Raw genomic sequence first — 20437 nt, 5'->3', positions numbered from 1 at the left:
GCACCGCTTGACCTCCGCGTGGATCGCGGATGGGGGCTACCCGGTCTCACCGGGCACGGCCGCCATAGTGGCTCGTAGCCGACTCAGCCCGGCTCGGATACGGGTCTTCGTCGTCGCGAGCGGAACCCGACTGGCGCACCGGCGGTCAAGGGCCGTGCGCCGTGCGGGTCGGTCGTCATCTGAAGTCTGCAGTCTCTGACGTTCAGGCCTGGTCGCACAGCAGCGCGAGAAAGCGCCGGCGAGTACAACATCAGCGCCCCTGTGTGAGCGTCCCTGTCGGTTCAGCCAGCTCCGGGGAGACACCACGGCGATCACCCAGAAGTCCCTCACCGCGACGCTTCGACGGCCTGAGCGGAAGGGCATCGTCGAGCGGCTGCTGCTCAACACCCGAACCGTTGCCGTCGAGTATCGGATCACGCTCTTGGGCAGGACCCTCCGGGCGCCGGTCGAGGTCATCCTGGACTGGGCGGTGGCGCACATGCCGGAGATCACGCACGCCCGGGAGAAGTTCGATCACCACACCTGACGGTCAGGACTCGGAGCGCGTGCAGCTCGCGGGAAGCGCGTGGTGTCGACGCGGCGCACAGAAGCGCTTGCACCTTTCGATGGAGCCCGTGAGGTTCATGCCTTTGCCTCAGGTGGGCAGCGGCGCAGACACCTAGCGTCAAGGGGAAAGCGCATCCCAAGAGCCACGGAAGGGAGCGGTCATGACCGCCATCGACACCACCACGAGTACGCCGACTCGCGCAGACCGGCTCGACCTCATCCGCCGCCACCCCCTGCTGTCCTTCTTCATCCTCGCGAACCTGCTGAGCTGGATCGCCTGGTCGCCGTACGTGCTGTCGGAGAACGCCCTCGGCGTGCTTCCCGTCCACATCAACGAGATTGCCGGGATGCTGCCCGGCGCCTACCTGGGGCCGATCTTCTCGGCCTTCCTCGTCACGGCGATCACCGACGGGCGGCAGGGAGTGCGCGGCTGGGCCGGACGTCTGCTGCGTTGGCGGGTCGCTCCGCGCTGGTACGCGGTCGCCCTTCTCGGGATCCCCGCGGGGATGCTGCTGACCGGACTCGCCTTCTCCGGGGGCGACGTCCACGCACCCTCCGCCATGGCGCTCGCCATGTACGTCCCCATGCTGGTCGTTCAGTTCGTCACGACGGGACTGGCCGAGGAGCCGGGCTGGCGCGACTTCGCCCTGCCGCGCTTGCAGGCCCGTTTCCGTCCCCTCGTCGCGTCGATGATCCTCGGCCCCATCTGGGCCGTGTGGCACCTGCCCCTGTTCTTCACGCCCTGGGGGGACTACCCGGATGCCAGCTGGACCCGGGCAGCGGCATTCCTGCTGTTCTGCGTCGGGTTCAACTTCGTCATGACCTGGATCTTCAACCGGACGGGGGAGAGCCTGCCCGTGGCGATCCTCGCCCACGTCAGTGTCAACTCCTTTGCCTCCCTGATCTGGGGCGAGATGTTCCCCGGGATCGACGGCGACTCGTGGACGCACGCGCTGGCCGCCGGAGCGCTCGTCGCCGGGGGAGCGGTGATCATCGGCACGCGCGGCCGGTTGGGCTACTCCGGGCCGCTCACGAGGTAGGACATGGAGTCACCGCGACCCCGGGGCCCAACCGGGCCTCGGGGTCCTGCGCTCAGGACCCGGTCCTCGAACCCGATGGCCCTGCTGCACGACGATCTCATCGGGGCCGGTGGCACCGGTGGCCCCGGGCGTTGGTGGCGAAGGTGCACCCTGCCCGCGCCTCGGGGACGGTTGGCGTCTACCCCTTCGGAACGCTCCGGGTCTGGGTGATCTGCTCGGCGAGTTGTCGCAGCTTCAGGTTCTTGTTGCGTGACAGCCTGGTCAGTACGTCGAAAGCGCGGTCAGCGTCCAGGTCGAACCGCTCCATGACGATGCCAGTTGCCTGGCCGATCACCGTCCGGCTACCCAGTGCCTTCTCCAGGTTCTCCACTTGTTGGGCCCCCGCCAGGGCAACGCCGACGTGCGCTGCGAGAGCGAGACCGTCGTGCTCGTCGTCGGCACTGAAAGCGGAACGGACCTTGCCGTAGAGGTTCAATGCGCCGAGGCTGTCACCGCTGGAGAACAGGCGGTAGCTGACGATGCTGAAAAGTCCTAGTCGTCCGGAAACTTCGCGACCCCAGTCCGGCCACCGCTCGTCGCGGGACAGATCGCTGCTGCGAACGGTGTCGTGCTCCTGCAGGGCGTCGATGCAGGGCCCTTCCTTCAATTCATGTTGCAGGGCGTCCACTTCGCGAAGTGAGTCGATGCTCGTCGCGTGGGTGTCGACACGCTCTCCGCGGTAGACGACGCACACGCCAGCGGCGTCGCAGCCGGGCAGGATCTTGGTTGCGATGTCCACCGCGCGCTGCATCGCTTCCTTGGGGCTGGCCTCGTCCTGCATCCCCCTGGCCGCGGTTGCCAGCTCGACGCTGAAGTCCTCGTAGTTAGGCATCAGAGCAGGATGTCCCAAGGGCTGACGCCGTGCCAACCCGGCACGCGCGGGACGAGGCGTCGTGTAGAGCCCTCCCGCTCAGTGGCTTGTTCAACTGCGGCTGACCGAGCCTGGGAGCGTCGCTGTCGAGGCCGCAGTGCGGGTGAGAGATTGGTCGTTGCGCAACGCCACAGCCTCCTTGGCGACCTCGCGGAGCTTGATGTTCGTGTGCGAGGTAACCCGGGTGAGGTACGCCCACGCCCTGTCCTCGGTGGTCGAGTACATGTGCAGACCGCCCATGGTCTTCGCGTCCGTGTAGAGCCGCATGCCGAGTTGTGACGAGAGCCCCAGCTCGACCGCCGGGGGATGAACCGCGGCCACCGGCTCCAGGCAGAACAGGCCGCGATGGTGCTCGACCACACGCGTGAAGTCAGCGGCCTGCGGGCTGCGCTTGAGTCGCGCGCAGTCATCGGGCAGGCCATGGGGCTACTCATGCGCGCGGCCAGCCTCACTGACGTCGCAGCCTTCCAGGTGTTGAAGAAGTCGATGGTGTTCGTCATCCCGCTCCCGGTCATCGCGATCGCAGTGATCGGCCTGCTGGTGATCAGCCAGATGGCTACCTAGAGACGGCGGGTGCCGAAAGGGCCCCGGTCACCTGGTGGTGTCCGGGGCCCTTCAACAACTGTGGGTCAGCGAGCGTTGCGGTCGTCGTCGAAGAAGTCGCGGCTGCCGGACTTCGCGAGTCCTCGGCTGATCATGTAGCCGATGGTCAGGAAGGTGACGTAGCGCCAGGCCTCCTGGGCTCCGAAGTCGCTCGAGTCGACCATCGCCGAGGCGATCAGGACGGCGATGACGGCGACGACGTAGGCGATGAGCTCGGTGGTCTTGAACGACGCCTTGGTCTCGGTGCTGACGCGGCGGGCCGGGCTGTAGGCGTGGTCGCCGGTCGCGTGGTGGTCGTTGTGGGTGGCGGTGTCGATGTTCGACATTGAGACTCCTGTTGCGTAGTGCAGGCACAGATGCCTCGCTGTTGAAGCGCGTAAGTGCAAGCGTGAATGCCCGCCAGTTGGCGGGACACGTACTCATTGCCCCCAGGGAGCGCGCTCAACCGAAGTATTCGAGTGATCCGAGTCTCACTCAGAGAATCAAGGCTAGAAATGCCCGAGTAGCCACGCGTCTCGGGGTTCGGTGCCTACCAGGCGTCTGGGGTGTCCTGGTCGGGGTCCGGTGTGTCGCCCGGGTCCTCCCCGGGGGCGATGGGGTTCACGGTGGGTTCGGAGTCAGTGCCAGGGTCGCTGATCGGCACGTTGGTTGTCGTTGTCATGGCTGCTTCATACGTGGCCCCGATGAACGGCGGGCATCCGTTGCTGAACAAGTGTCCTCACTGCGTCCTCGCGCGTCCGCTGAGCACGAGTACGCAGTTCAGCACGGCTACAACCCGTCTGCTCCGAACCAGATTCGCAGCCTCCACCCGCTCGAGGGCACCACACCGGAGTCGGAGTGACGCCGAGGCGGTTGGCGACCCAGCCGATTGTGCTCGGTGGTCGCCATATCGGTGGGCGAATCTGGTTGCCCGTGGGCCGCGGACAGAGCTCGCCTGACCTTCACACGTGAAAGGGAGCCGCGTCCGGCCCCGACGTACCCGACCTGCAAGCACTCACCGGCATCAAGCACACGTCACCGTTCTGTGGCTACCTCTGTTACTTCGCCACGCCGAGAAAGCCCTGCTCGCCGTCGAGGTACTGGAACGCGTCGACGCGGGCATGCTGGCGCCCTCTCGGGATGCCAGATCCCGGTTACGCGGGTTCGGTCCACCGGCGGCTGCCGGAACCTCAGGACAGCGCCTTGAGGTCAGCCAGCACGATCCCGTGGAATGAACAAGCTCAGATCAGGCGCACGGGATCTCACCGACGCGGTGGCGGAGCTGTCCCAGGATGCGGCTGAGAATTCGTGAGACCTGCATCTGGGTCACCCCTAGCCTCTCGCCGATCTCACGCTGGCTCAGTCCTTGGTAGAAGCGCAGGCGGAGGATCAGCCGGTCACGTTCATCCAGCGTGCGAAGCACGGGATCGAGCATCAGGCGGGCCTCGGCAGTTTCGCGGTCGCTGTCCTCGTCGGGCACCAGGTCGCCCAAGGTCGCGGTGTATCCCTCGCCGCCGACCGGGTGGTCCAGGGAAGTCACCGTGAAGTAGCCATCGCTCGCCAGGGCCTCGATGACGGATTCGGCGGGCTCGTCCAGATGTCTGGCGATCTCCAGAGGCTGAGGGGATCGCCCCAGTTGGTGGGAGAGCTCAGCTTCCGCGGCGTTGATGCGGGCCTGGAGCTCCTGGATCCTGCGCGTGGGCCGGATCATCCAGGCGTGGTCGCGGAAGTGCTTGCGCAGTTCTCCACGGATCGTGGGGGCCGCATAGGACAAGAACTCATTGCCGGTGGTGACGTCGTAGCCTCGCGCTGCCTTCGTCAGGGCCATCGCGGCCACCTGTCTGAGGTCTTCGAGGGGTACGCCGCGGGAGCGGTAACGAGCCGCTTGGGCGTGGGCGTAGTCGAGATGCAGCTCGATCACGGTGTTCAGCAGCTCGCGCCGTTCTTGCTCGCACGCGCACGTCTGGGCCAGCTCGAAGAGCTCGCGGGTGCGGACAGAGCGTTCTTCGGATGCGCTGTGTCGTACCGCGTTGCGGGTCTGTAGGGAAGCAGTCATGGCACACCAACCGTGACGTCTCCAAGGAGACGGAGTGGTGAGTGCCGCTCGTTTGGAGCACCCAGGAGCCTGGTCGATTGGCTTCAACGAGGCAGACGTCGCCCAGAGGGGCAACTTGGTGTGTAAGTCTAAACGCCGTGTGCCCGGCCCGGCAAACACCGAGGCCCAAGTTGGCGCTTCAGGCGCCTGGGCTCGGCACATGCGTGCTGGGACGGTCGCCCCGGCGCATGATCGGCAGCCGCTCGACCCGGCCAGCAGCCTGCGCCAAGGCGTGGCTCGAGCGCTGGAGGGTGCGGGCCATTCGGGGTTGGCTGTGGGCGGTGACCTCGAGAAGGTCACGCTCCGCCGACTCCTCGGTCGTGACGCCCGGCCGCTTCCCGCCGTCGACCTCAGCCTGTCGACACCAGGCGTCCCCACCCCAGCAGCGTCGCTACGTCGGCGGCAATGGCCGGCTTGGCGATGCAGAGCTCGCGTGTGTCGCCGACGATGGATGCCCGACATGTTCGAAAGGAAGCGCGTTGGGGATGGTGGCCCTCGCTCGGGCACGACTTCATGTCGCCGAGGGGGACTTGGTGCTGGGAACCCCCACGTCGATGCGCACAGTGCTGCCGTCGATGACGTACTGCGTGACGAGTCGGTGCGGCTGACCTGAGCGTCGGCCGAGGTACTCGACCACGGCGAGTCTGCGTCCCAGACGCCGACCAGCCTCGCTCTGGAGCACCGGGATCAGCAGCCGGTTGAACACGAGGTTCGTCGGGGCGAACGGTCCGCGGGCGGATGACCCCATGTGTCGATCGTCCTGCGTGCGTGTCGAGGTGCGTAGTGCCGAAGGTCCCGGGCCAGGGCGTGCTGCAGGACTTCGGTCCCTGTCGCCCCGGGCGGGGTTGGGTCATCGTTGGCTTGTCCACGGATGATGCGGAGGACCCGATGCGTGGTTGGGCAGTCAGCGGCAGGGCGGGTGGGCCAGGAAGACTGGTCGAGGTCGAACGCGACCAGCCTGCTCCCGGGGCGTTCGAGGTGGTCATCCGGGTCGAGGCGTGCGGCGTGTGTCGCACGGACCTGCACCTGGCGGACGGAGATCTGGCTCCTCGGGCCGCACATCGGATACCGGGGCACGAGGTGGTCGGCAACGTGGTCGCGGTCGGTGGCCAGGCGAGCCGGTTCCGCATCGGGGACCGGGCCGCGATCGCCTGGCTTCGCCACACCTGCGGCGTGTGCGGCGCCTGCCGACGGGGCCGGGAGAACCTGTGTCGTTCCGCGTCGTTCACCGGGTGGGACGCAGACGGCGGGTTCGCGGAGTACGCCGTCGTACACGAGGCGTATGCCTACGCGCTGCCCACGTCCGTGCCGGCGGAGCAGCTCGCCCCGCTGCTGTGTTCGGGCATCATCGGCTACCGCGCACTCAAGCGAGCGCAGCTTCCTCCGGGAGGCCGCCTGGGCATCTACGGGTTCGGTGCCAGTGCTCACCTCACGGCCCAGCTCGCCCTTGCCCAGGGCTACGAGGTCCACGTGCTGACGAGGGGCGAGTCCGCGCGCCGCATGGCCCTCGAGCTGGGAGCAGCATCGGCCGGCGCGGCCACCGACGCCCCGCCCGTACCGCTGGACGGCGCGGTGCTCTTCGCGCCGGCCGGTGAGCTGGTGCCGGTTGCGCTGGCGGCGCTGGAGCAGGGCGGCACCCTCGCGGTGGCAGGCATCCATCTCAGCGACATACCCGTCCTCGACTACCAACGACACCTGTTCCGCGAGCGCACGCTCACCAGCGTCACCGCCAACACACGTGCGGACGGGGAGGAGTTCTTGCGGCTGGCCGCTGCGGTGGGAATCACGCCGCACGTGACCGGCTATCGGTTCGAGGAGGCCGACCGGGCACTGGACGACCTGGCCGAGGGAACGCTGACGGGTGCGGCGGTCCTGGTCCTCAGCTGAGGGCGCCGCGGTCACGACTGAATCGGTTCCTGAACAGCGCAGCGGTGCGCCGCACGTTCAGGCTCACTTCTCGGACAGCGTGAGAGTCGTGGCATAGGCGTCCGACTCCACGTGCAGGTCCCGGTCGGTCTGGGAGGAGACCACCTGGGCCAGAGCCTCTTGCGGCAAGGGAGGGATGACGACGAGGCGGGCAGCTGGTCTCGTCCCCGTCGTACTGCTCGTCAGCCTGAGCTGGTGCTCCGGGGACAGATCGGGCAGGACGGCAGCGAGGAGCGCCCTGCCGAGGGCGGTGTCGCGCTCGGCGTCGAAGCCGGGGCGGATGTCGATCCGGCCGCCGGCCGTGCGGAAGAGCTGAACCTGGCGCCGGAGCTCAGGGGTGTAGAAACCCGGGATGTAGAGGTCGTCGCGGGCCAGGTGCTGCAGGGTTCGGGCTCGTTCCCGCGACTTCGGGTCGCTGTGGCTCAGCGAGCCTTCCGCGATCTGGTCCAGCCACGGGGCGATCTCGTCCCTGGTCATGGCGAGGTGCCGGTCGGATGCCTCCACCAAGGACTTCTGCTCATGGCTGGCGGCCATGGCGACCTGGAGGCGCCTGCGCTCCCGGTCCACGACGCGACCGGCCCGGCTGACGAAGGCGCCGATGAGGCAGGAGCACACTGCCGGTGTGAACGTGGCCTGCAGGGCCCCGGTGGCCTGCAGGGTCGAGGTCGAGGGGTCGATCCAGATGCTCAGCCACACCGTGAGCAGCTGCGGGACGGTCAGCAGCCAGAGCAGTCGGAGGGGTACGAAGTAGGCGAAGATGAACAGCGGCAGCTCCGCCAGGGCGATCGGCCACGACGCGTATCCCTGCGTCGCGCCCGGCCCTGCGAGGTAGAGACCGATACCCGTCAGGGCGCTGAGCCCACAGCTCCACGACGTCAGCCCCAGCACGGTGGGCGCCCGGGTCTCGATGCTGCGGACGGCGCAGACCAGCACGACCACCAGCGTCGGGGCGAGCATCGCCAACGGCAGCGGGTGACTCGCCTCGTCGGTGTGGCGCGCGGCCAGGATCAGGTGGGCGACCACCATGGGCGCGACGATCCGTCGGGCAACGCGCCTGTTTCCCGTGGCTGCCCAGATGTTCTCGTAGTGCGTGGCGGTCGTCGCTCGGGCCGGCTGCGGTTCTGCGCGCGGTGACCAGGTCAGGGTCACCGTGGTGCCGTCCCGGGGGTCATGGGTGACCGTCGCGTGGCCACCTGCGGTTGCCATCCGTCCCAGGATCGAGTGCTTGATGCCGAAGCCGGTCAAGGCTCCGCTGATGGGGCGACCGTGGTCCACGACCTGGACCCGCACCCCCGACGCGTCGGCGTGCACGTTCAGCTCGACCTCGTCCACGCCTGCATGGCGCACGGCGTTGCGACAGGCCTCGCGGCTCGCTCCTCGAAGAGCGGCCAGGACGCCGGTGGGTACGACGCAGGCGTCATCGGTCGTGTCGAGCCGCAGTCGCACCCGGAGGGCGCTCTCGGCCTCCAGAGTGGTCCGGAGCTCTCGCACCCAGGCATCGAACGAGACCTGGGTGCGAGGGGCTGCTCGACTAGGCATCTGCTCGATCGAAGGAAGCGACCGAGCGGACAGCCTCCTTGCAGGCGCGGCGTACCAAGAGACGGTCCTCGAACGGCAGCTCCGAGACCGCTCGCAGGGCGCTGAGCACGTCGTCGTGCAGGACGCGCCGGACCGCGTCGGCCGCAGCAGCCTCGGTCTCCTTGCGTTCGAGGTCCAGCTCGGCGGCCGCAGCGGCTGCGGCGGACCGATCCGCGCTGCGCGCAGCGGACACCACGGACGCCCCGAAGGCTGAGCAGGCGATCACGGTGCACGCGTTGAGCACGAGGGTGTCCAGTGAGGTCGACAGCACGTCTGCACCCTGGGCGCCCGGCTGGAGGAAGACGTAGGCGTAGAACGCGGGCGCCAGGCACAGCGCGACCACCGGCGGCCTGAACGTCATGGCGCAGCACAGGCAGTAGGCCACGAGGACCAGATCGCTCGGGAAGCGAAGCGGGGTTCCGGCAACGCCGGAAAGGGGCAGGCTGCACAGCACCGTCAAGCCGAGCAAAGTCACGTTCACAAGGCCTGAGCGCCCCCGGACCAGCTGCGCCGCGACCCACAGCTGACAGGCGGCGACGAGCAGGAAGCCTGCCTGTGGTGTTTCGCTGAGGTCCTCGGACATGGCGACGCCCAGCGACACCGCAGCGAGACAGATCAGCCCCATGCCGAGCGGGAAGAACATCGCGCGCCGGACGCTCAGGGTCATCGGACCGTCGTCCGGAAGCCAGAGCAGGAGCAGGTCGAGGCGCACGTCCACGATGTTTCACTGCGAACCCAGCGGTGACCTGCGAGTTCTCACGCCGTGGGACACGATCTTGGCTGCTGCTCTCAGCGGTCCTCGTCCCAGTTGGCGATCATCACCGCGAGCGGTGGGATGACCGCCGCGACGGCGGACATCACCACAGCCGCCGTCGTGGACCAGAGCCGGACCAGGCCCCACGCCAGCGCGATCAGGGTGATGCAGGTGCCCATCAGGGCCAGGTACCAGCGCCGGCGCCGTCTCAGGCGGGCGCTGTGCGCCTCGCGAGCGTCGCTCACCGTGAAGTGTCGGCGGTCGTGCTCCATCACTCCAGTCTCACACCCGCAGCGTCCGCCGCACGTACTCGGTCGGGTGCGGTGACAGGGCGCGGAGCCAGCGACCGACCAGGACGACACTGACCACCAGGAGGGCGGCACTGGGCCCTGCATCCGCAGCCAGGGTGACGTGTCCGTCCTCGACGAAGCCGGCGAGGACACCGGCCCACAGGGCCGCGAACAGGGTGACGATCTTGATCAACGCCACCGCGGCCAGCGGGCCGGCGACCCGGTGCCCGCGCAACAGCATCACCCCGACTGCCGCGATGGCGGGCAGCACGATCACGAGGTCGAGGACGTAGACCGGGTACGCCGCTCCACCGGGTCCGGCCGGTGAGGGCGCACCCCCGCCGAACGCGAACGGAAGCAGGACGCTGAGCCACAGGCCGGCGAACATCGCGGCGACCGCGACGAGGAGCCAACCCGTGGCACGTTCCAGGCGCCTACTGGGCACCCGCGGCCACGCCTCGGCGCGGAGTCGCAGCAGGCCTTCCAGGAAGGCCGCTCCCGAGACGGTGACGATGACGGCGTACACGAGGAAGAACCGGTTCATCGGGAGTCCGATGAGGTAGATCGCGTAGCTGTAGGCGACATAGGCGAGCAGCCCGAGACGAACCAGGTGGGCCCGCGGTGAGGTCCGCCGCAGGAGTACCAGCAGCAGGCCTGCGACCCCGATGCTGCACAGGTCCTGGGCACGGGCAGCCACGACGGTCTCGTGGGCGATTCCCCGGTAGGGGTCGGCGGCGACGAAGCCGTAGACCGACGAGGCCACGATGCCCGAGGCGAGGACCAGGCCCGTAGCGACGCCCCATGACCACCGTGGAGGCGAGGCTGCCAAGGTCGGGGTCGGGTGGTTGAGCGGAATGGTCATGGCAACCTCCTCGATGAGCCCTCCTGGCGAGACCTCTCAAGTCAGTCAGGTGAGAGCCGGTCGCTCTCAACTTCAGCCTTGGGCATCCGGGAGCAATCGGCCAGGGCACAGGGACTGCTGTGCCGGGACCAAGTGCCCATCCACGCCGGCCACTCCCGTCGGCCAGTCGGCGCACGCAGGTCACCGGGCCAGGGACTTGCCCCACTGCTCCGCGCGGTCCAGCTCCCCGTCGAGCAGCGGACCTGGGCTGTCGACGACGTAGAAGCTCTCGGTGGTGACCACCCGGCCCAGGTGGTGGCGGCGTACCTCCTTGCCGGCCGCCTTCGCCGCGGAGCCCGGGAGGTGGCGCACCTTGGTCACGCGGGTGTCGAAGGTGGCCACGTCGAGGTGGTCGGACTCCGGCAGCCGATCGAGCCATTCGCGCAGCCCGAGCTTCTCGTGGCCCGGCGCAGCGCCCTGCTGCACAGCGGCGTCCCGGGTCGCAGGCCTCGTCATCGAGAACGCGTGGGTGGGGCCGCCCATCACCACCAGGTCGATGCCGTCTGGGATCGGGACGGGGGCGTGCGCCACCTCGACGACCTCCACGTCGGCGAGCCCACGAGCGACTGCCTTCGCGACCTGTCCGGTGTTGCCCCACATCGACTCGTAGACGACCAGCGCGCCCATCACCCTGCTCCTTCCATGTCGAAGACCAGGCGCGCCGGCACCTCGCCGGCGAGGACCTCGGTGAAGCACTCGTTGACGTCCTCGAGCCTGCGGCGCGCGGTGATCACCCGGGTGCGGCCGGCTGCGTGCAGGGCAAGACAGTCCGCCAGGTCGTTGCGGGTCCCCACCAGGGACCCGATCACCGACTTCCCGCTCAGCACGGTCTCGAAGATGGGGATCTCGAGCGTGTTCTCGGCGGGCAGGCCGACCAGGACCATCCGGCCGTTGGGGTTGAGTGCAGCGTGTGCGGCGCGCATCGCGCTGGGGGAGGGAACCGTGACCAGGGCGACGTCCACACCGCCGATCGCCGCCAGCTCGGCCTCCTGGTCCCCACGGGCGTCCACGACGTGATCGGCACCCAGGTCCTGGGCGAGCCGCAGCTTGTCCTCGTGGACGTCGACCGCCACGGTCGTGGTGCCGAAGATCTTGGCGTACTGCAGGCCCAGGTGGCCGAGTCCTCCGATGCCGACCACCATCGCTGTCTCGTTCGGCTGGGGGTGGGCGACCTTGAGCGCCTTGTAGGTGGTCACCCCGGCACAGGTCAGAGGTGCGGCGTCGATCGAGCTGACGCCGTCGGGCACCTTCACGACGTGGCTCGCGTAGGCCAGGGCGTACTCGGCGTAGCTTCCGTCCATCGTGTAGCCCATGTACTGAGGAGTCGTGCAGTAGGTCTCCCACCCACCGACGCAGTAGCGACAGTGTCCGCAGGCACGAGCGAGCCACGGGAGCGCGACCCGGTCACCGACCGTGAGGGGCACCTCGGTCTCGCCCATCTCGGTGATCGTGCCGACCCCTTCGTGGCCGGGCACCAGAGGGATCTTCGGCTTGACGGGCCAGTCCCCGTGGGCCGCGTGGATGTCGGTGTGGCACAGCCCCGATGCCTCGATCCTGACGAGGACCTGGCCGGGTCCGGGAACGGGGACGGGGACGTCCCGGATCTCCAGGGGTGCCCCGAGCTGGGGGACGACTGCTGCCTTCATGGGTTCCTCCTGCGGGTGATCGCTCCCTCGACGCTAGGGCGGCCAGCTGCTCCCGGGCAGGGACACCGGACCGCCCGAACGGGGACCTACGTCCCGAACCGTCGACTCGTGACCGGGCGACGACCTCCGAGGGCGGGTCGCCCCTGGTCGCCGGATGTGTCGGTGTTTGCGAGAGCGCTATCGTCCGAAGGGGGATGCCCGCACCGGTGCGCGCCGGGATTGCGACGGCCACACGGCGAGCCGAGCAGGTCCTCGATCGCCGGATCCCCGGAAGGAGTCCGCGATGTGCAGGTGGCTCGCCTACACCGGTTCACCGGTGCTCGTCCACGATCTGCTCTACCGGCCGAAGCACTCGCTGATCGTGCAGAGCCTGAGCTCCACGATGGGTGCCGAGGCGACGAACGGCGACGGCTTCGGCCTCGGGTGGTACACCGACCTTCCTGCTCCTGGTGTCTTCCGCAGCACCGAGCCTGCGTGGAACGACCGCAACCTCGAGGAGATCTCGGCACACATCAGGTCGCACTGCGTGCTCGCCCACGTCCGTGCCTCCACCGGCTCACCGGTGCAGCAGAGCAACTGCCACCCGTTCCGGCACGGGCGCTGGCTCTTCATGCACAACGGAGGCATCCAGGACTTCCTCAGGTTGAAGTACGACTTGGCGATGGCTGTGGACCCCGTCCTGTTCGGCGCCATCGAGGGGTCCAGCGACACGGAGATGTGCTTCTACCTGGCGTTGACCCTCGGCCTCGAGGAGGACCCGGTGGGTGGCGTGAGTCGGGCCGTGGGGCTGATCGAGGAGACCGGTCGTCGCCACGGCGTGCAGTTCCCCATGCAGATGACCGTCGGGATGACCGACGGTGAGTCGTTCCACGCCTTTCGGTACAGCAGCGAGGGACGCTCCCGCACGCTGTTCCACAGCACTGAGGTCTCGACCCTGCAGCAGCAGTACCCCGACAATCCGCTGCTGCGGGGGCTCTCCGAGGACGCCCGGTTGGTGGTCTCCGAGCCGTTGAGCGACCTGGAGGGTGCCTGGCGGGAGATCCCCGAGTCGACGTACCTGGTGATCCGGAGGGGCGAGCAGCAGCTGCTGCCGTTCGCCCCGACAGCGGTCCGTGGTGGCGGTCGGGACGCCCCCTTCCAGGCCTAGGTGTCGTCGTACCTCTGGTCCTGCTCGGGAGCGTCGAGGGTCCGCCGGCGCTCCTGAACGGTTCCGACGAGCACGCGGGCAACGACCCCGATGAGCACCATGTTCGCGATCATCTGCAACGTCACTGCCGCTCGGGCGGAATCGCTCCGCGCCGCGATGTCGCCGAACCCCACCGTGGCGAAGACACTGACCGTGAAGTACACGGCGTCGAGACGGGACAGCGTCTCGGTGAAGCTGTGCGGATCCGCGCGGTCCACGATGACGTACGACGAGCTGAAGCTGAGCACCAGCAGCAGCACGCTGATCGTGATCGCCTCCACTGCACGGAGCCCCGGGAAGGGCGACCGGGCGACCAGCACGATCTGCCAGGTGACGACGAGGGCCAGCACCAGCAGGGACAGGGTCAACCGGATCGTGGCCGCGTGACCGAGGCGCGGCTCCATCGGCGCCGTGACGTAGACGAGGACGAGGACGCCGGTCAGGACGAGGATGCGCGCGGTGCAGGCAGTCAGCTCTCGGGCGGGGCCCGCGCGTCGGACGACTGCAGGACGTGCTTCGCGAGCCTCGCCCACCGTGAAGCGTCGGCGGTCCTGCTCCATCACCTGATTCTCCCACTGTGCTCCTCAGGCAGTGGGGGATCGTCAGTCGCGGCGAAGGGCGCCTCAGGTCGTGACGTGGCGGTGGGGCGCGCGGGTGAACCAGCCCACGGTGATGCCGACGAGGACCCCGATGACGGTCTCCACACCCCGGTCGAAGAGCAGGGTGCTGGTCGGCGCGGGGGAGACCAGGTGGACCATGAGCAGCGCCAGCGGTGTCACGGCGATCAGGGCGATGGCGTAGTTGCGCCCCACCCAGAGCTCGGCGCCCGCCTGGAGGACGACCACCACCAGGATCAGGGCGAGACCGGGAAGGTCGGCTGCCAGGAGCACCGCTGCGAGCCCCAGGCCTGCCAGCGTGCCCAGGACGCGCTGGGCGCCCCGCGCGAGCTGGCCGGTGAAGTCCTGGTGGGTCAGCGGCACCACGGCCGACACCATCGCCCAGTAGGGGTGCCCGATGCCCGCGGCGGTGGAGAGCGTTCCTGCGATGGCGCAGCTCGCCACGACCCGCACTGCGTGGCGCGTCGCGATCGCGCTCAGTGGGACCCGACTCCGCGCGTGGTTCGCGGACGGGTGGCGTCCCGGCCGGGCCGCGCCGAGTCCGCCCACGAGGACCGAGAAGGCCGCTGAGCACCCCGCGACCGCACCGGCGATCCAGAGGGCGGTCGGCTGGGACGGGATCGAGGCGCAGGCGGCGAGGGCGAAGACCACGAACAGGGGTCCAGGGGGGTGCCAGTCCTGGGCGTCGGAGAGCAGCGAGGCGAGTCCCGCGGCGGCCGCCGTGACGGGGATGGCGAGCCAGTCACGATGCGACGACAGGCCGACAGCCACACCGACCAGCACCGAGCCGGTGAGCACCGCGCCCACCGTGAGCTGCATCCTCAGGCGCGAGAGGTGGACGTGGTTGCGGCCGTACAGCGAGGTGAAGGCACCGAAGGCGGCGTAGATCGCCCAGTCGAGGTGGCCGACCGACCACAGCGCCAGCAGGGGCACCGCCACCGAGACGGACGCGCGGGCGGCGACGCGGTGCGAGCCTGCGTGCGGCCCGACGCGCAGGACGCGTGCGATCAGAGGTGGTCCCGACATCGGGAACCATCTTCTCCCAGTGGTCAGCTGCCCCAGCGCAGGTGGTAGGCCATCAGCGGTTGCATCGCTGCCAGCAGGTCCCGGCCGCGCGGGGAGAGCCGGTAGCGCACCGAGACCGGCGTCGTGGGGATCACCTCGCGCTCGACGAGGTCGTGGGCCTCCAGCTCGCGTAGGCGGGCGGTGAGCAGCCGCGCGGAGATCCCGTCGACGGCAGCCTCGATCTCGCCGAACCGCGTGGCCCCGCGACCGAGGGCCAGCATGATCGCGCCCGTCCAGCGGCGACCGACGAACTCGAGGGGGGACGTGGCCTCCCGGCAGGTGGCGTCGTCGATCGAGTCCTGGCGTACGGCGGTCGAGCTCCTCGTAGTCACTTACTCATCATAACCTACTTACGCGCGGTTGGCGCTTCGTCGGCGTACGACGCATGCTGGCGTCATGCCCGACTACGGTCACACCTTGCGCTTCGGATCCTTCATCACGCCGACGGCCGGCTCGCCGCAACGGCCCGTCGAGCTCGCAGTGCTCAGCGAGGAGCTCGGCCTCGACCTCGCGACGTTCCAGGACCATCCCTACCAGCCGTCCTTCCTGGACACCTGGACGCTGATGTCCTACGCCGCCGCCCGCACCGAGCGGATCCACCTGGCCGGCAACGTGCTCAACCTGCCGCTGCGCCCGCCCGCCGTGCTGGCGAAGTCGGTTGCCAGCCTCGACCTGCTCTCCGGTGGCCGGGCCGCGCTGGGACTGGGCGCCGGCGGGTTCTGGGACGCGATCGAGGCCTACGGCGGCACCCGGCGGACCCCCGGGGAGGCGGTGGACGCCCTGGCGGAGGCGATCACCGTCATCCGCGGCATCTGGGACACCTCGGACCGATCGATGCTCGCCGTGGACGGCGCGTACCACCGGGTCCGCGGCGCCAAGCGCGGCCCGGCGCCCGCGCACGACGTGCCGATCTGGCTGGGCGCGCTCAAGCCGCGGATGCTGCGCCTGATCGGCCGCGCGGCCGACGGCTGGCTGCCCTCGCTGCCCTATCTCCAGCCCGGCGACCTGCAGCGCGGCATGGCGGTGATCGACGAGGCCGCCCGGGAGGCCGGCCGGGACCCCGCGGAGGTCGTGCGGCTGCTCAACATCCCCCCGGACACGGACACCGACGAGCTGGTGCGCCTGGCCCTCGAGGACGGCGTCAGCACCTTCATCGTGATCGGCGACGACGAGGACGGCCTGCGGCGCTTCGCCGCGAGGACCGGCGAGCTGCGCGAGCGCGTCGCCGAGGGACGCGAGAGCTCCGGGGTGCGCGAGCGTGTCGGCCGGGCCCGTGGCGCCTCGGCCCTGGCCAGGCGGCTCCCCGGCATCGGGTACGACGAGCTGCCGCCCGAGCTGGCCGAGCGCGCCGTCGAGCCGGGGGACGCGGGGTACGCGCGCTACACCTCGAGCTACCTCCGCGGCGGTGCCCCCGGTCTCGCGCTGCGGCCGCGGACGGTCGCCGAGGTGCAGAGCGCGGTCGCCGTCGCGCGTGAGCACCGCGAGCTGCCGCTCGGCGTCCTCAGTGCCGGGCACGGCGTCTCCGGCCGTTCCCTCAACCGCGGCGGGCTGGTCATCGACGTCAGTGCTCTCGACACCGTCGAGGTGCTCGACGCCGAGACCGGACGGGTCCGCCTCGGCCCCGGCGCCCGGTGGGTCGACGTGGCCCGCACGCTCGCGCCGTACGGGCTCGCGATCAGCAGCGGCGACTACGGCGGCGTGGGTGTCGGCGGGCTCGCGACCGCCGGTGGGGTCGGGTGGTTCGCGCGCAGCCACGGCCTGACCATCGACCACCTGACCGCGGTCGAGATGGTCCTGGCCGACGGGCGCATCGTGCGCACCAGCGCCGACCAGGAGCCCGACCTGTTCTGGGGCGTGCGCGGCGCCGGGGCCAACTTCGGCATTGCCACCTCCTTCGAGCTCACCGCTGCCCGGGTCGGCACGATCGCGTTCGCGCAGCTCGCCTTCGACGCTGACGACACGGCGACCTTCCTGGAGCGGTGGGGTCGGGAGATCGAGTCCGCGGACCGCAGCGTCACCGGCCAGGTGATCCTCGGCGCCCGGCGAGAGGGGAAGCGGATCGCCCAGGCGATGCTGGTCGTGGACTCCGAGGACCCCGACACCGTCATCGAGCGCCTGCAGCCGATCGCCGAGATCGCGCCGCTGGTGCAGCAGCAGATCGCGCTGGCGACCTATGACCAGCTGATGGGCCTGTTCAGCAGCGACGAGCCTCAGCGCGGTCGGGGCGAGCCGCACATCCACTCCGGCCTGGCCGACCACCTCTCGGCCGAGCTCGCGGCGGAGATCGCGGCCCTGCTCGACGCGGGCACGTCGTACTACTTCTCGATCCGGGCGGTCGGCGGAGCAGTGTCCGACGTGCCGAGCGAGGCCACGGCGTACGCCGGCCGCAGTGCCGCGTTCTCGCTCTCGGCCTTCGGCGCCAGCTCGGCCTTCGACGCGGCCTGGGAGCGGCTCGTCCCGCACCTGTCCGGCAGCTACCTCAGCTTCGAGACCGGCACCGGACCGCAGTGGATCGAGCGCGCCTTCCCACCCGCCCACCTCGCGAGGCTGCGTGAGCTCAAGGGGCGCTACGACCCCATGGGCCTGTTCCGCGACAACTTCTTCATCGCCCCGGCCGACGTCGAGGAGGGCTCCGCCGCCTGACTTCTCCGCACCCTCTCCGTTGGGCCGTGCTGCCTACAGTTGAAAGGGTGGCAGGCAGCCCCCGCAGGTCCAGCCGGCCGGGAGTCGGACTCGACGACGTCCTCCTGGACGTCAAGCTGTCGGTTCCCGAGCCACGTCCGGGGCTGGTCAGCCGGGCGACGCTGACGGACACGACCAGGGACTGCGGGGTCGCCGTGGTCGGGGTCACCGCAGCCGCCGGCTACGGGAAGTCGACGCTGCTGGCCGAATGGGCCCGGCGCGAAAGGCGCGGGGTCGGGTGGATCTCGTTCGACGCGCACGACGACGACCCGAACGCCCTGCTCTTCCTGCTCGCCTCGGCCTTCGAGCACGCCCTGCCCGAACAGTCCGGCCTGGCCGCAGCCATGACCGGGCTGGGCACTGCTGCGCTCGGACGGGGAGCCCCGCGCCTCAAGCGTGCATTCAGCCAGGCTCCGGCGCCGTTCGTGCTGCTGCTCGACGACCTGCACGAGCTCAGCTCACCGCAGTGTCACGACGTCCTCGACGTCGTGCTGTCGGCGATCCCGCCGGGCTCCCAGGTCGTGACCGCCAGCCGTCACGCCCAACCACACCTTCCTCGCCTGCGCGCCCACGGGGACGCCCTCGAGCTCACCGCGACCGACCTCGCCCTGGACGCGAGTGCTGCGGAGCGCATCTTCGCGGCGGCGCGCGTCGAGGTCACCCACGAGCGCGCCCTGGAGGTGACGAAGCTGACCGAGGGCTGGCCGGCGGGCCTGCACCTGGCTGCCCTGATCGAACGTGACGGGCGAGAGCGGGAGTGCGACGTCACCGGGAACGACCACTACATCGCCGACTACCTGCAGCGCGAGGTCTTCCACCGCCTCGATCCGGCGACCCAGCGGTTCCTGCGGCGTACCGCCTTCCTCGACCAGCTGCACGGCCCGTTGTGCGACGCCGTCCTGGAGGAGTCGGACTCCCAGGACCGGTTGCGCGCCCTCGCAGGCTCGAACTCGTTCGTCGTCGCCCTTGACCGGCGCAGGGAGTGGTACCGCTACCACTCCCTGTTCCGGGACTTCCTGCTGGGAGAGGTGCGCCAGCATGACTCGGAGATGATCGAGAAGCTGCACGTGCGGGCTGGGGACTGGTTCCAGTCGCACGACGCACCGGCCCTGGCGGTGGAGTGCCTCCTGGACACCGAGGAGCGCGACAGGTGTGCGCAGCTGGTCGCAGAGCTCGTGCAGCCGACGTACGCCGCGGGGCACGTCTCCACGGTGCAGCGGTGGCTGCGTGCGCTCGGTGACTCCACGATCGCGGCCAACCCACCCCTCGTCGTGCTCGCCGGCTGGGTCGCCGCGTCGGTGGGGGAGCCGCTCGCCGCCCAGCGTTGGGCCGCCGTGGCGGCCGACGCTGCACACGACCTTGCACCGAGGCAAGGGGAAGCGTCGTTCGCGTCCTCGCGCTCGATTCTGCGCGCCATGATGTGCGCCGAGGGCCCCGAGCAGATGATGGCCGACGCGACCTCCGCGGTGGCCGCGGAGACGCCGTGGAGCCCGTGGCGTGCCACCGCTCTGTGTGTCCTGGCCGAGGCACACCTGCTCGCCGGCGCGCCTGCCCGGGCCACGACGGCGTTGGAGGAGGCGACTGCGACCGGACTCGCCTTGGGGAGTGCTGACGCAGTCGTGCTCAGCGAGTCCGGTCTGGCCCTCATCGCCATGGACGACGGACGGTGGGCCGAGGCGACAGTGCATGTGGACGTCGCGCTGAGGTTGTTGGACGAGCACTTGATGGAGGACTACGCGATCAGCCTGCTCCCGCTCGCGGCCGCGGCCCGTCTGGCGGTGCACCAGGGCGACCTCGTGGACGCCGATCATTTGCTCACTCGCGCCATGCGGGCCCGTCCGGGGGCCACGTTCGTGCATCCATGCCTCGCCGCCAGGGGCCGCCTCCAGCTGGCAAGGGTGTACTGGACCCGTGGCGACCACAGCAGCGCCCGCCACCTCCTGCGCGAGATCGACGACGTCCTGCGTCGTCGTCCACGACTCGGGGCCCTGGTCGACGAGGTCACCGCCTTCCGAGAGACGACCGTAGCCGCGACCACCCGCAGCGTCCGCCACGACGTGCCGCTCACACCCGCGGAGCTGCGCCTGCTGCCGTACCTGCAGACGCACCTCAGGATCACCGACATCGCGCAGCGGCTGCACGTCTCGCGAAACACCGTCGCCTCCGAGGTCTCGGCGATCTACCGCAAGCTCGGCGTCACCTCGCGGGGCGAGGCGGTCCAGCAGGCGACCTCGCTCGGCCTGCTCGGGCAGGAAGCGGCGTCATGACGGGCGTGACCAGCCGTCCGGCAGGTCGTCGATGTCGTCCCCCAGCGCCAGGGCCACGTTCGTGGCGGCGGTCGACACGCGCACCGGGCCGATCAGCGGCAGCAGGACGAGGAGGACGTCGACGATCTCGTCGAGGCTCGCCCCAGCGCTCAGCGCACCGTCGGTGAGTGTCCCGTAGGCGCTCACACCGCCACCACCCATCGTCACGAGAGCACCGAGCCGCACCAGGGCGGTGGTCTTCGGGTCCAGGTTCGGGACGAGCCAGCTGTCTGCGTCGCCGGGCGCCCTCTCCAGCTGCGCCACCTGGGTGAGCGCCAGCCGGTGGAGCCGCTCGCTGTGATCCATGCCTGAG

At 69.8% G+C, this 20437-nt stretch carries 22 protein-coding genes and 1 pseudogene; 7 read left to right on the top strand and 16 right to left on the bottom strand.

Going from position 1 to position 20437, the window contains the following annotated elements:
• Nucleotides 1–208: 208 nt before the first annotated feature.
• Both AC4BGC_RS10355 and AC4BGC_RS10350 read left to right on the top strand, forming a co-directional pair.
• Nucleotides 209–526: a winged helix-turn-helix transcriptional regulator gene (locus AC4BGC_RS10355; protein ID WP_490555742.1), complete on the top strand. Its 318-nt coding sequence runs from the start codon at nucleotides 209–211 to the stop codon at nucleotides 524–526.
• Between the two features lie 181 nt (nucleotides 527–707).
• Nucleotides 708–1424 (top strand): annotated as a pseudogene (locus AC4BGC_RS10350) (CPBP family intramembrane glutamic endopeptidase); the annotation flags it as partial.
• 340 nt (nucleotides 1425–1764) lie between these two features.
• On the opposite strand, the gene AC4BGC_RS10345 reads toward AC4BGC_RS10350, so the two are convergent.
• Nucleotides 1765–2457, bottom strand: coding sequence for a GAF and ANTAR domain-containing protein (locus tag AC4BGC_RS10345; RefSeq protein ID WP_490543909.1), 693 nt, complete (start codon nucleotides 2455–2457; stop codon nucleotides 1765–1767).
• 90 nt (nucleotides 2458–2547) lie between these two features.
• Nucleotides 2548–2763, bottom strand: a complete 216-nt coding sequence (locus AC4BGC_RS10340) for a hypothetical protein (protein ID WP_490555537.1) — start codon at nucleotides 2761–2763, stop codon at nucleotides 2548–2550.
• Nucleotides 2764–2802: 39 nt separating this feature from the next.
• On the opposite strand from AC4BGC_RS10340, the gene AC4BGC_RS10335 reads away from it, so the two are divergent.
• The gene (locus AC4BGC_RS10335; protein WP_490555536.1) at nucleotides 2803–3060 is read left to right on the top strand and encodes an ANTAR domain-containing protein; all 258 of its coding nucleotides are present in this window, start codon (nucleotides 2803–2805) and stop codon (nucleotides 3058–3060) included.
• Between the two features lie 65 nt (nucleotides 3061–3125).
• Here AC4BGC_RS10335 and AC4BGC_RS10330 read toward each other — a convergent pair whose 3' ends face one another.
• From AC4BGC_RS10330 to AC4BGC_RS10315, 4 genes are all read right to left on the bottom strand, one after another.
• Entirely contained in the window at nucleotides 3126–3425 is a 300-nt protein-coding gene (locus tag AC4BGC_RS10330; protein ID WP_490555535.1) for a hypothetical protein, read from the bottom strand.
• Nucleotides 3426–3628: 203 nt separating this feature from the next.
• Nucleotides 3629–3760, bottom strand: a complete 132-nt coding sequence (locus AC4BGC_RS10325) for a hypothetical protein (RefSeq protein ID WP_490555532.1) — start codon at nucleotides 3758–3760, stop codon at nucleotides 3629–3631.
• 564 nt (nucleotides 3761–4324) lie between these two features.
• Nucleotides 4325–5134, bottom strand: coding sequence for a sigma-70 family RNA polymerase sigma factor (locus AC4BGC_RS10320; protein WP_490555531.1), 810 nt, complete (start codon nucleotides 5132–5134; stop codon nucleotides 4325–4327).
• Between the two features lie 550 nt (nucleotides 5135–5684).
• Nucleotides 5685–5921, bottom strand: a complete 237-nt coding sequence (locus tag AC4BGC_RS10315; protein ID WP_490555530.1) for a hypothetical protein — start codon at nucleotides 5919–5921, stop codon at nucleotides 5685–5687.
• Nucleotides 5922–6061: 140 nt separating this feature from the next.
• Between AC4BGC_RS10315 and AC4BGC_RS10310 the strand changes: the two genes are divergently transcribed.
• Nucleotides 6062–7060 (top strand): zinc-binding alcohol dehydrogenase family protein, encoded by a 999-nt coding sequence (locus AC4BGC_RS10310; RefSeq protein ID WP_490555528.1) that lies wholly within the window; start codon nucleotides 6062–6064, stop codon nucleotides 7058–7060.
• Nucleotides 7061–7123: 63 nt separating this feature from the next.
• On the opposite strand, the gene AC4BGC_RS10305 is transcribed toward AC4BGC_RS10310, so the two are convergent.
• The 6 genes from AC4BGC_RS10305 to AC4BGC_RS10280 form a co-directional block, all read right to left on the bottom strand.
• Nucleotides 7124–8590, bottom strand: a complete 1467-nt coding sequence (locus AC4BGC_RS10305; RefSeq protein WP_490555527.1) for an ATP-binding protein — start codon at nucleotides 8588–8590, stop codon at nucleotides 7124–7126.
• 40 nt (nucleotides 8591–8630) lie between these two features.
• A complete protein-coding gene (locus AC4BGC_RS10300) occupies nucleotides 8631–9395 on the bottom strand; it encodes a hypothetical protein (protein ID WP_490555525.1) in 765 nt (254 codons plus the stop codon).
• Between the two features lie 71 nt (nucleotides 9396–9466).
• A complete protein-coding gene (locus tag AC4BGC_RS10295) occupies nucleotides 9467–9703 on the bottom strand; it encodes a DUF3099 domain-containing protein (RefSeq protein ID WP_490555524.1) in 237 nt (78 codons plus the stop codon).
• Between the two features lie 10 nt (nucleotides 9704–9713).
• Nucleotides 9714–10583: a hypothetical protein gene (locus AC4BGC_RS10290; RefSeq protein WP_490555523.1), complete on the bottom strand. Its 870-nt coding sequence runs from the start codon at nucleotides 10581–10583 to the stop codon at nucleotides 9714–9716.
• A 180-nt stretch (nucleotides 10584–10763) separates the two neighbouring features.
• Complete coding sequence (locus AC4BGC_RS10285; RefSeq protein WP_490555522.1) at nucleotides 10764–11249, bottom strand: flavodoxin family protein; 486 nt, start codon at nucleotides 11247–11249, stop codon at nucleotides 10764–10766.
• The gene (locus AC4BGC_RS10280; RefSeq protein WP_490555521.1) at nucleotides 11249–12268 is read right to left on the bottom strand and encodes a zinc-dependent alcohol dehydrogenase; all 1020 of its coding nucleotides are present in this window, start codon (nucleotides 12266–12268) and stop codon (nucleotides 11249–11251) included. The genes AC4BGC_RS10285 and AC4BGC_RS10280 overlap by 1 nt, the downstream gene beginning before the upstream one ends.
• A gap of 283 nt (nucleotides 12269–12551) precedes the next feature.
• On the opposite strand from AC4BGC_RS10280, the gene AC4BGC_RS10275 reads away from it, so the two are divergent.
• Complete coding sequence (locus AC4BGC_RS10275; protein ID WP_490555520.1) at nucleotides 12552–13415, top strand: class II glutamine amidotransferase; 864 nt, start codon at nucleotides 12552–12554, stop codon at nucleotides 13413–13415.
• On the opposite strand, the gene AC4BGC_RS10270 is transcribed toward AC4BGC_RS10275, so the two are convergent.
• From AC4BGC_RS10270 to AC4BGC_RS10260, 3 genes are all read right to left on the bottom strand, one after another.
• Nucleotides 13412–14014: an ion channel gene (locus AC4BGC_RS10270; RefSeq protein WP_490555519.1), complete on the bottom strand. Its 603-nt coding sequence runs from the start codon at nucleotides 14012–14014 to the stop codon at nucleotides 13412–13414. The genes AC4BGC_RS10275 and AC4BGC_RS10270 overlap by 4 nt on opposite strands.
• A gap of 63 nt (nucleotides 14015–14077) precedes the next feature.
• Entirely contained in the window at nucleotides 14078–15097 is a 1020-nt protein-coding gene (locus AC4BGC_RS10265; protein WP_490555518.1) for an FUSC family protein, read from the bottom strand.
• A gap of 23 nt (nucleotides 15098–15120) precedes the next feature.
• Nucleotides 15121–15468, bottom strand: coding sequence for a winged helix-turn-helix transcriptional regulator (locus tag AC4BGC_RS10260; RefSeq protein ID WP_490543935.1), 348 nt, complete (start codon nucleotides 15466–15468; stop codon nucleotides 15121–15123).
• Nucleotides 15469–15532: 64 nt separating this feature from the next.
• Between AC4BGC_RS10260 and AC4BGC_RS10255 the strand changes: the two genes are divergently transcribed.
• Both AC4BGC_RS10255 and AC4BGC_RS10250 read left to right on the top strand, forming a co-directional pair.
• The gene (locus tag AC4BGC_RS10255; RefSeq protein ID WP_490555516.1) at nucleotides 15533–17779 is read left to right on the top strand and encodes an LLM class flavin-dependent oxidoreductase; all 2247 of its coding nucleotides are present in this window, start codon (nucleotides 15533–15535) and stop codon (nucleotides 17777–17779) included.
• A gap of 47 nt (nucleotides 17780–17826) precedes the next feature.
• Complete coding sequence (locus tag AC4BGC_RS10250) at nucleotides 17827–20085, top strand: helix-turn-helix transcriptional regulator (protein WP_490555512.1); 2259 nt, start codon at nucleotides 17827–17829, stop codon at nucleotides 20083–20085.
• Here the strand turns inward: AC4BGC_RS10250 and AC4BGC_RS10245 are convergent.
• Nucleotides 20080–20430, bottom strand: coding sequence for a carboxymuconolactone decarboxylase family protein (locus tag AC4BGC_RS10245; RefSeq protein WP_490543938.1), 351 nt, complete (start codon nucleotides 20428–20430; stop codon nucleotides 20080–20082). The two genes, AC4BGC_RS10250 and AC4BGC_RS10245, sit on opposite strands and share 6 nt — an antisense overlap.
• Nucleotides 20431–20437: the final 7 nt, after the last annotated feature.

The organism is Nocardioides sp. Z38_18, from assembly GCF_058215695.1.
This window is presented reverse-complemented; position numbering and strand designations above follow the sequence as displayed.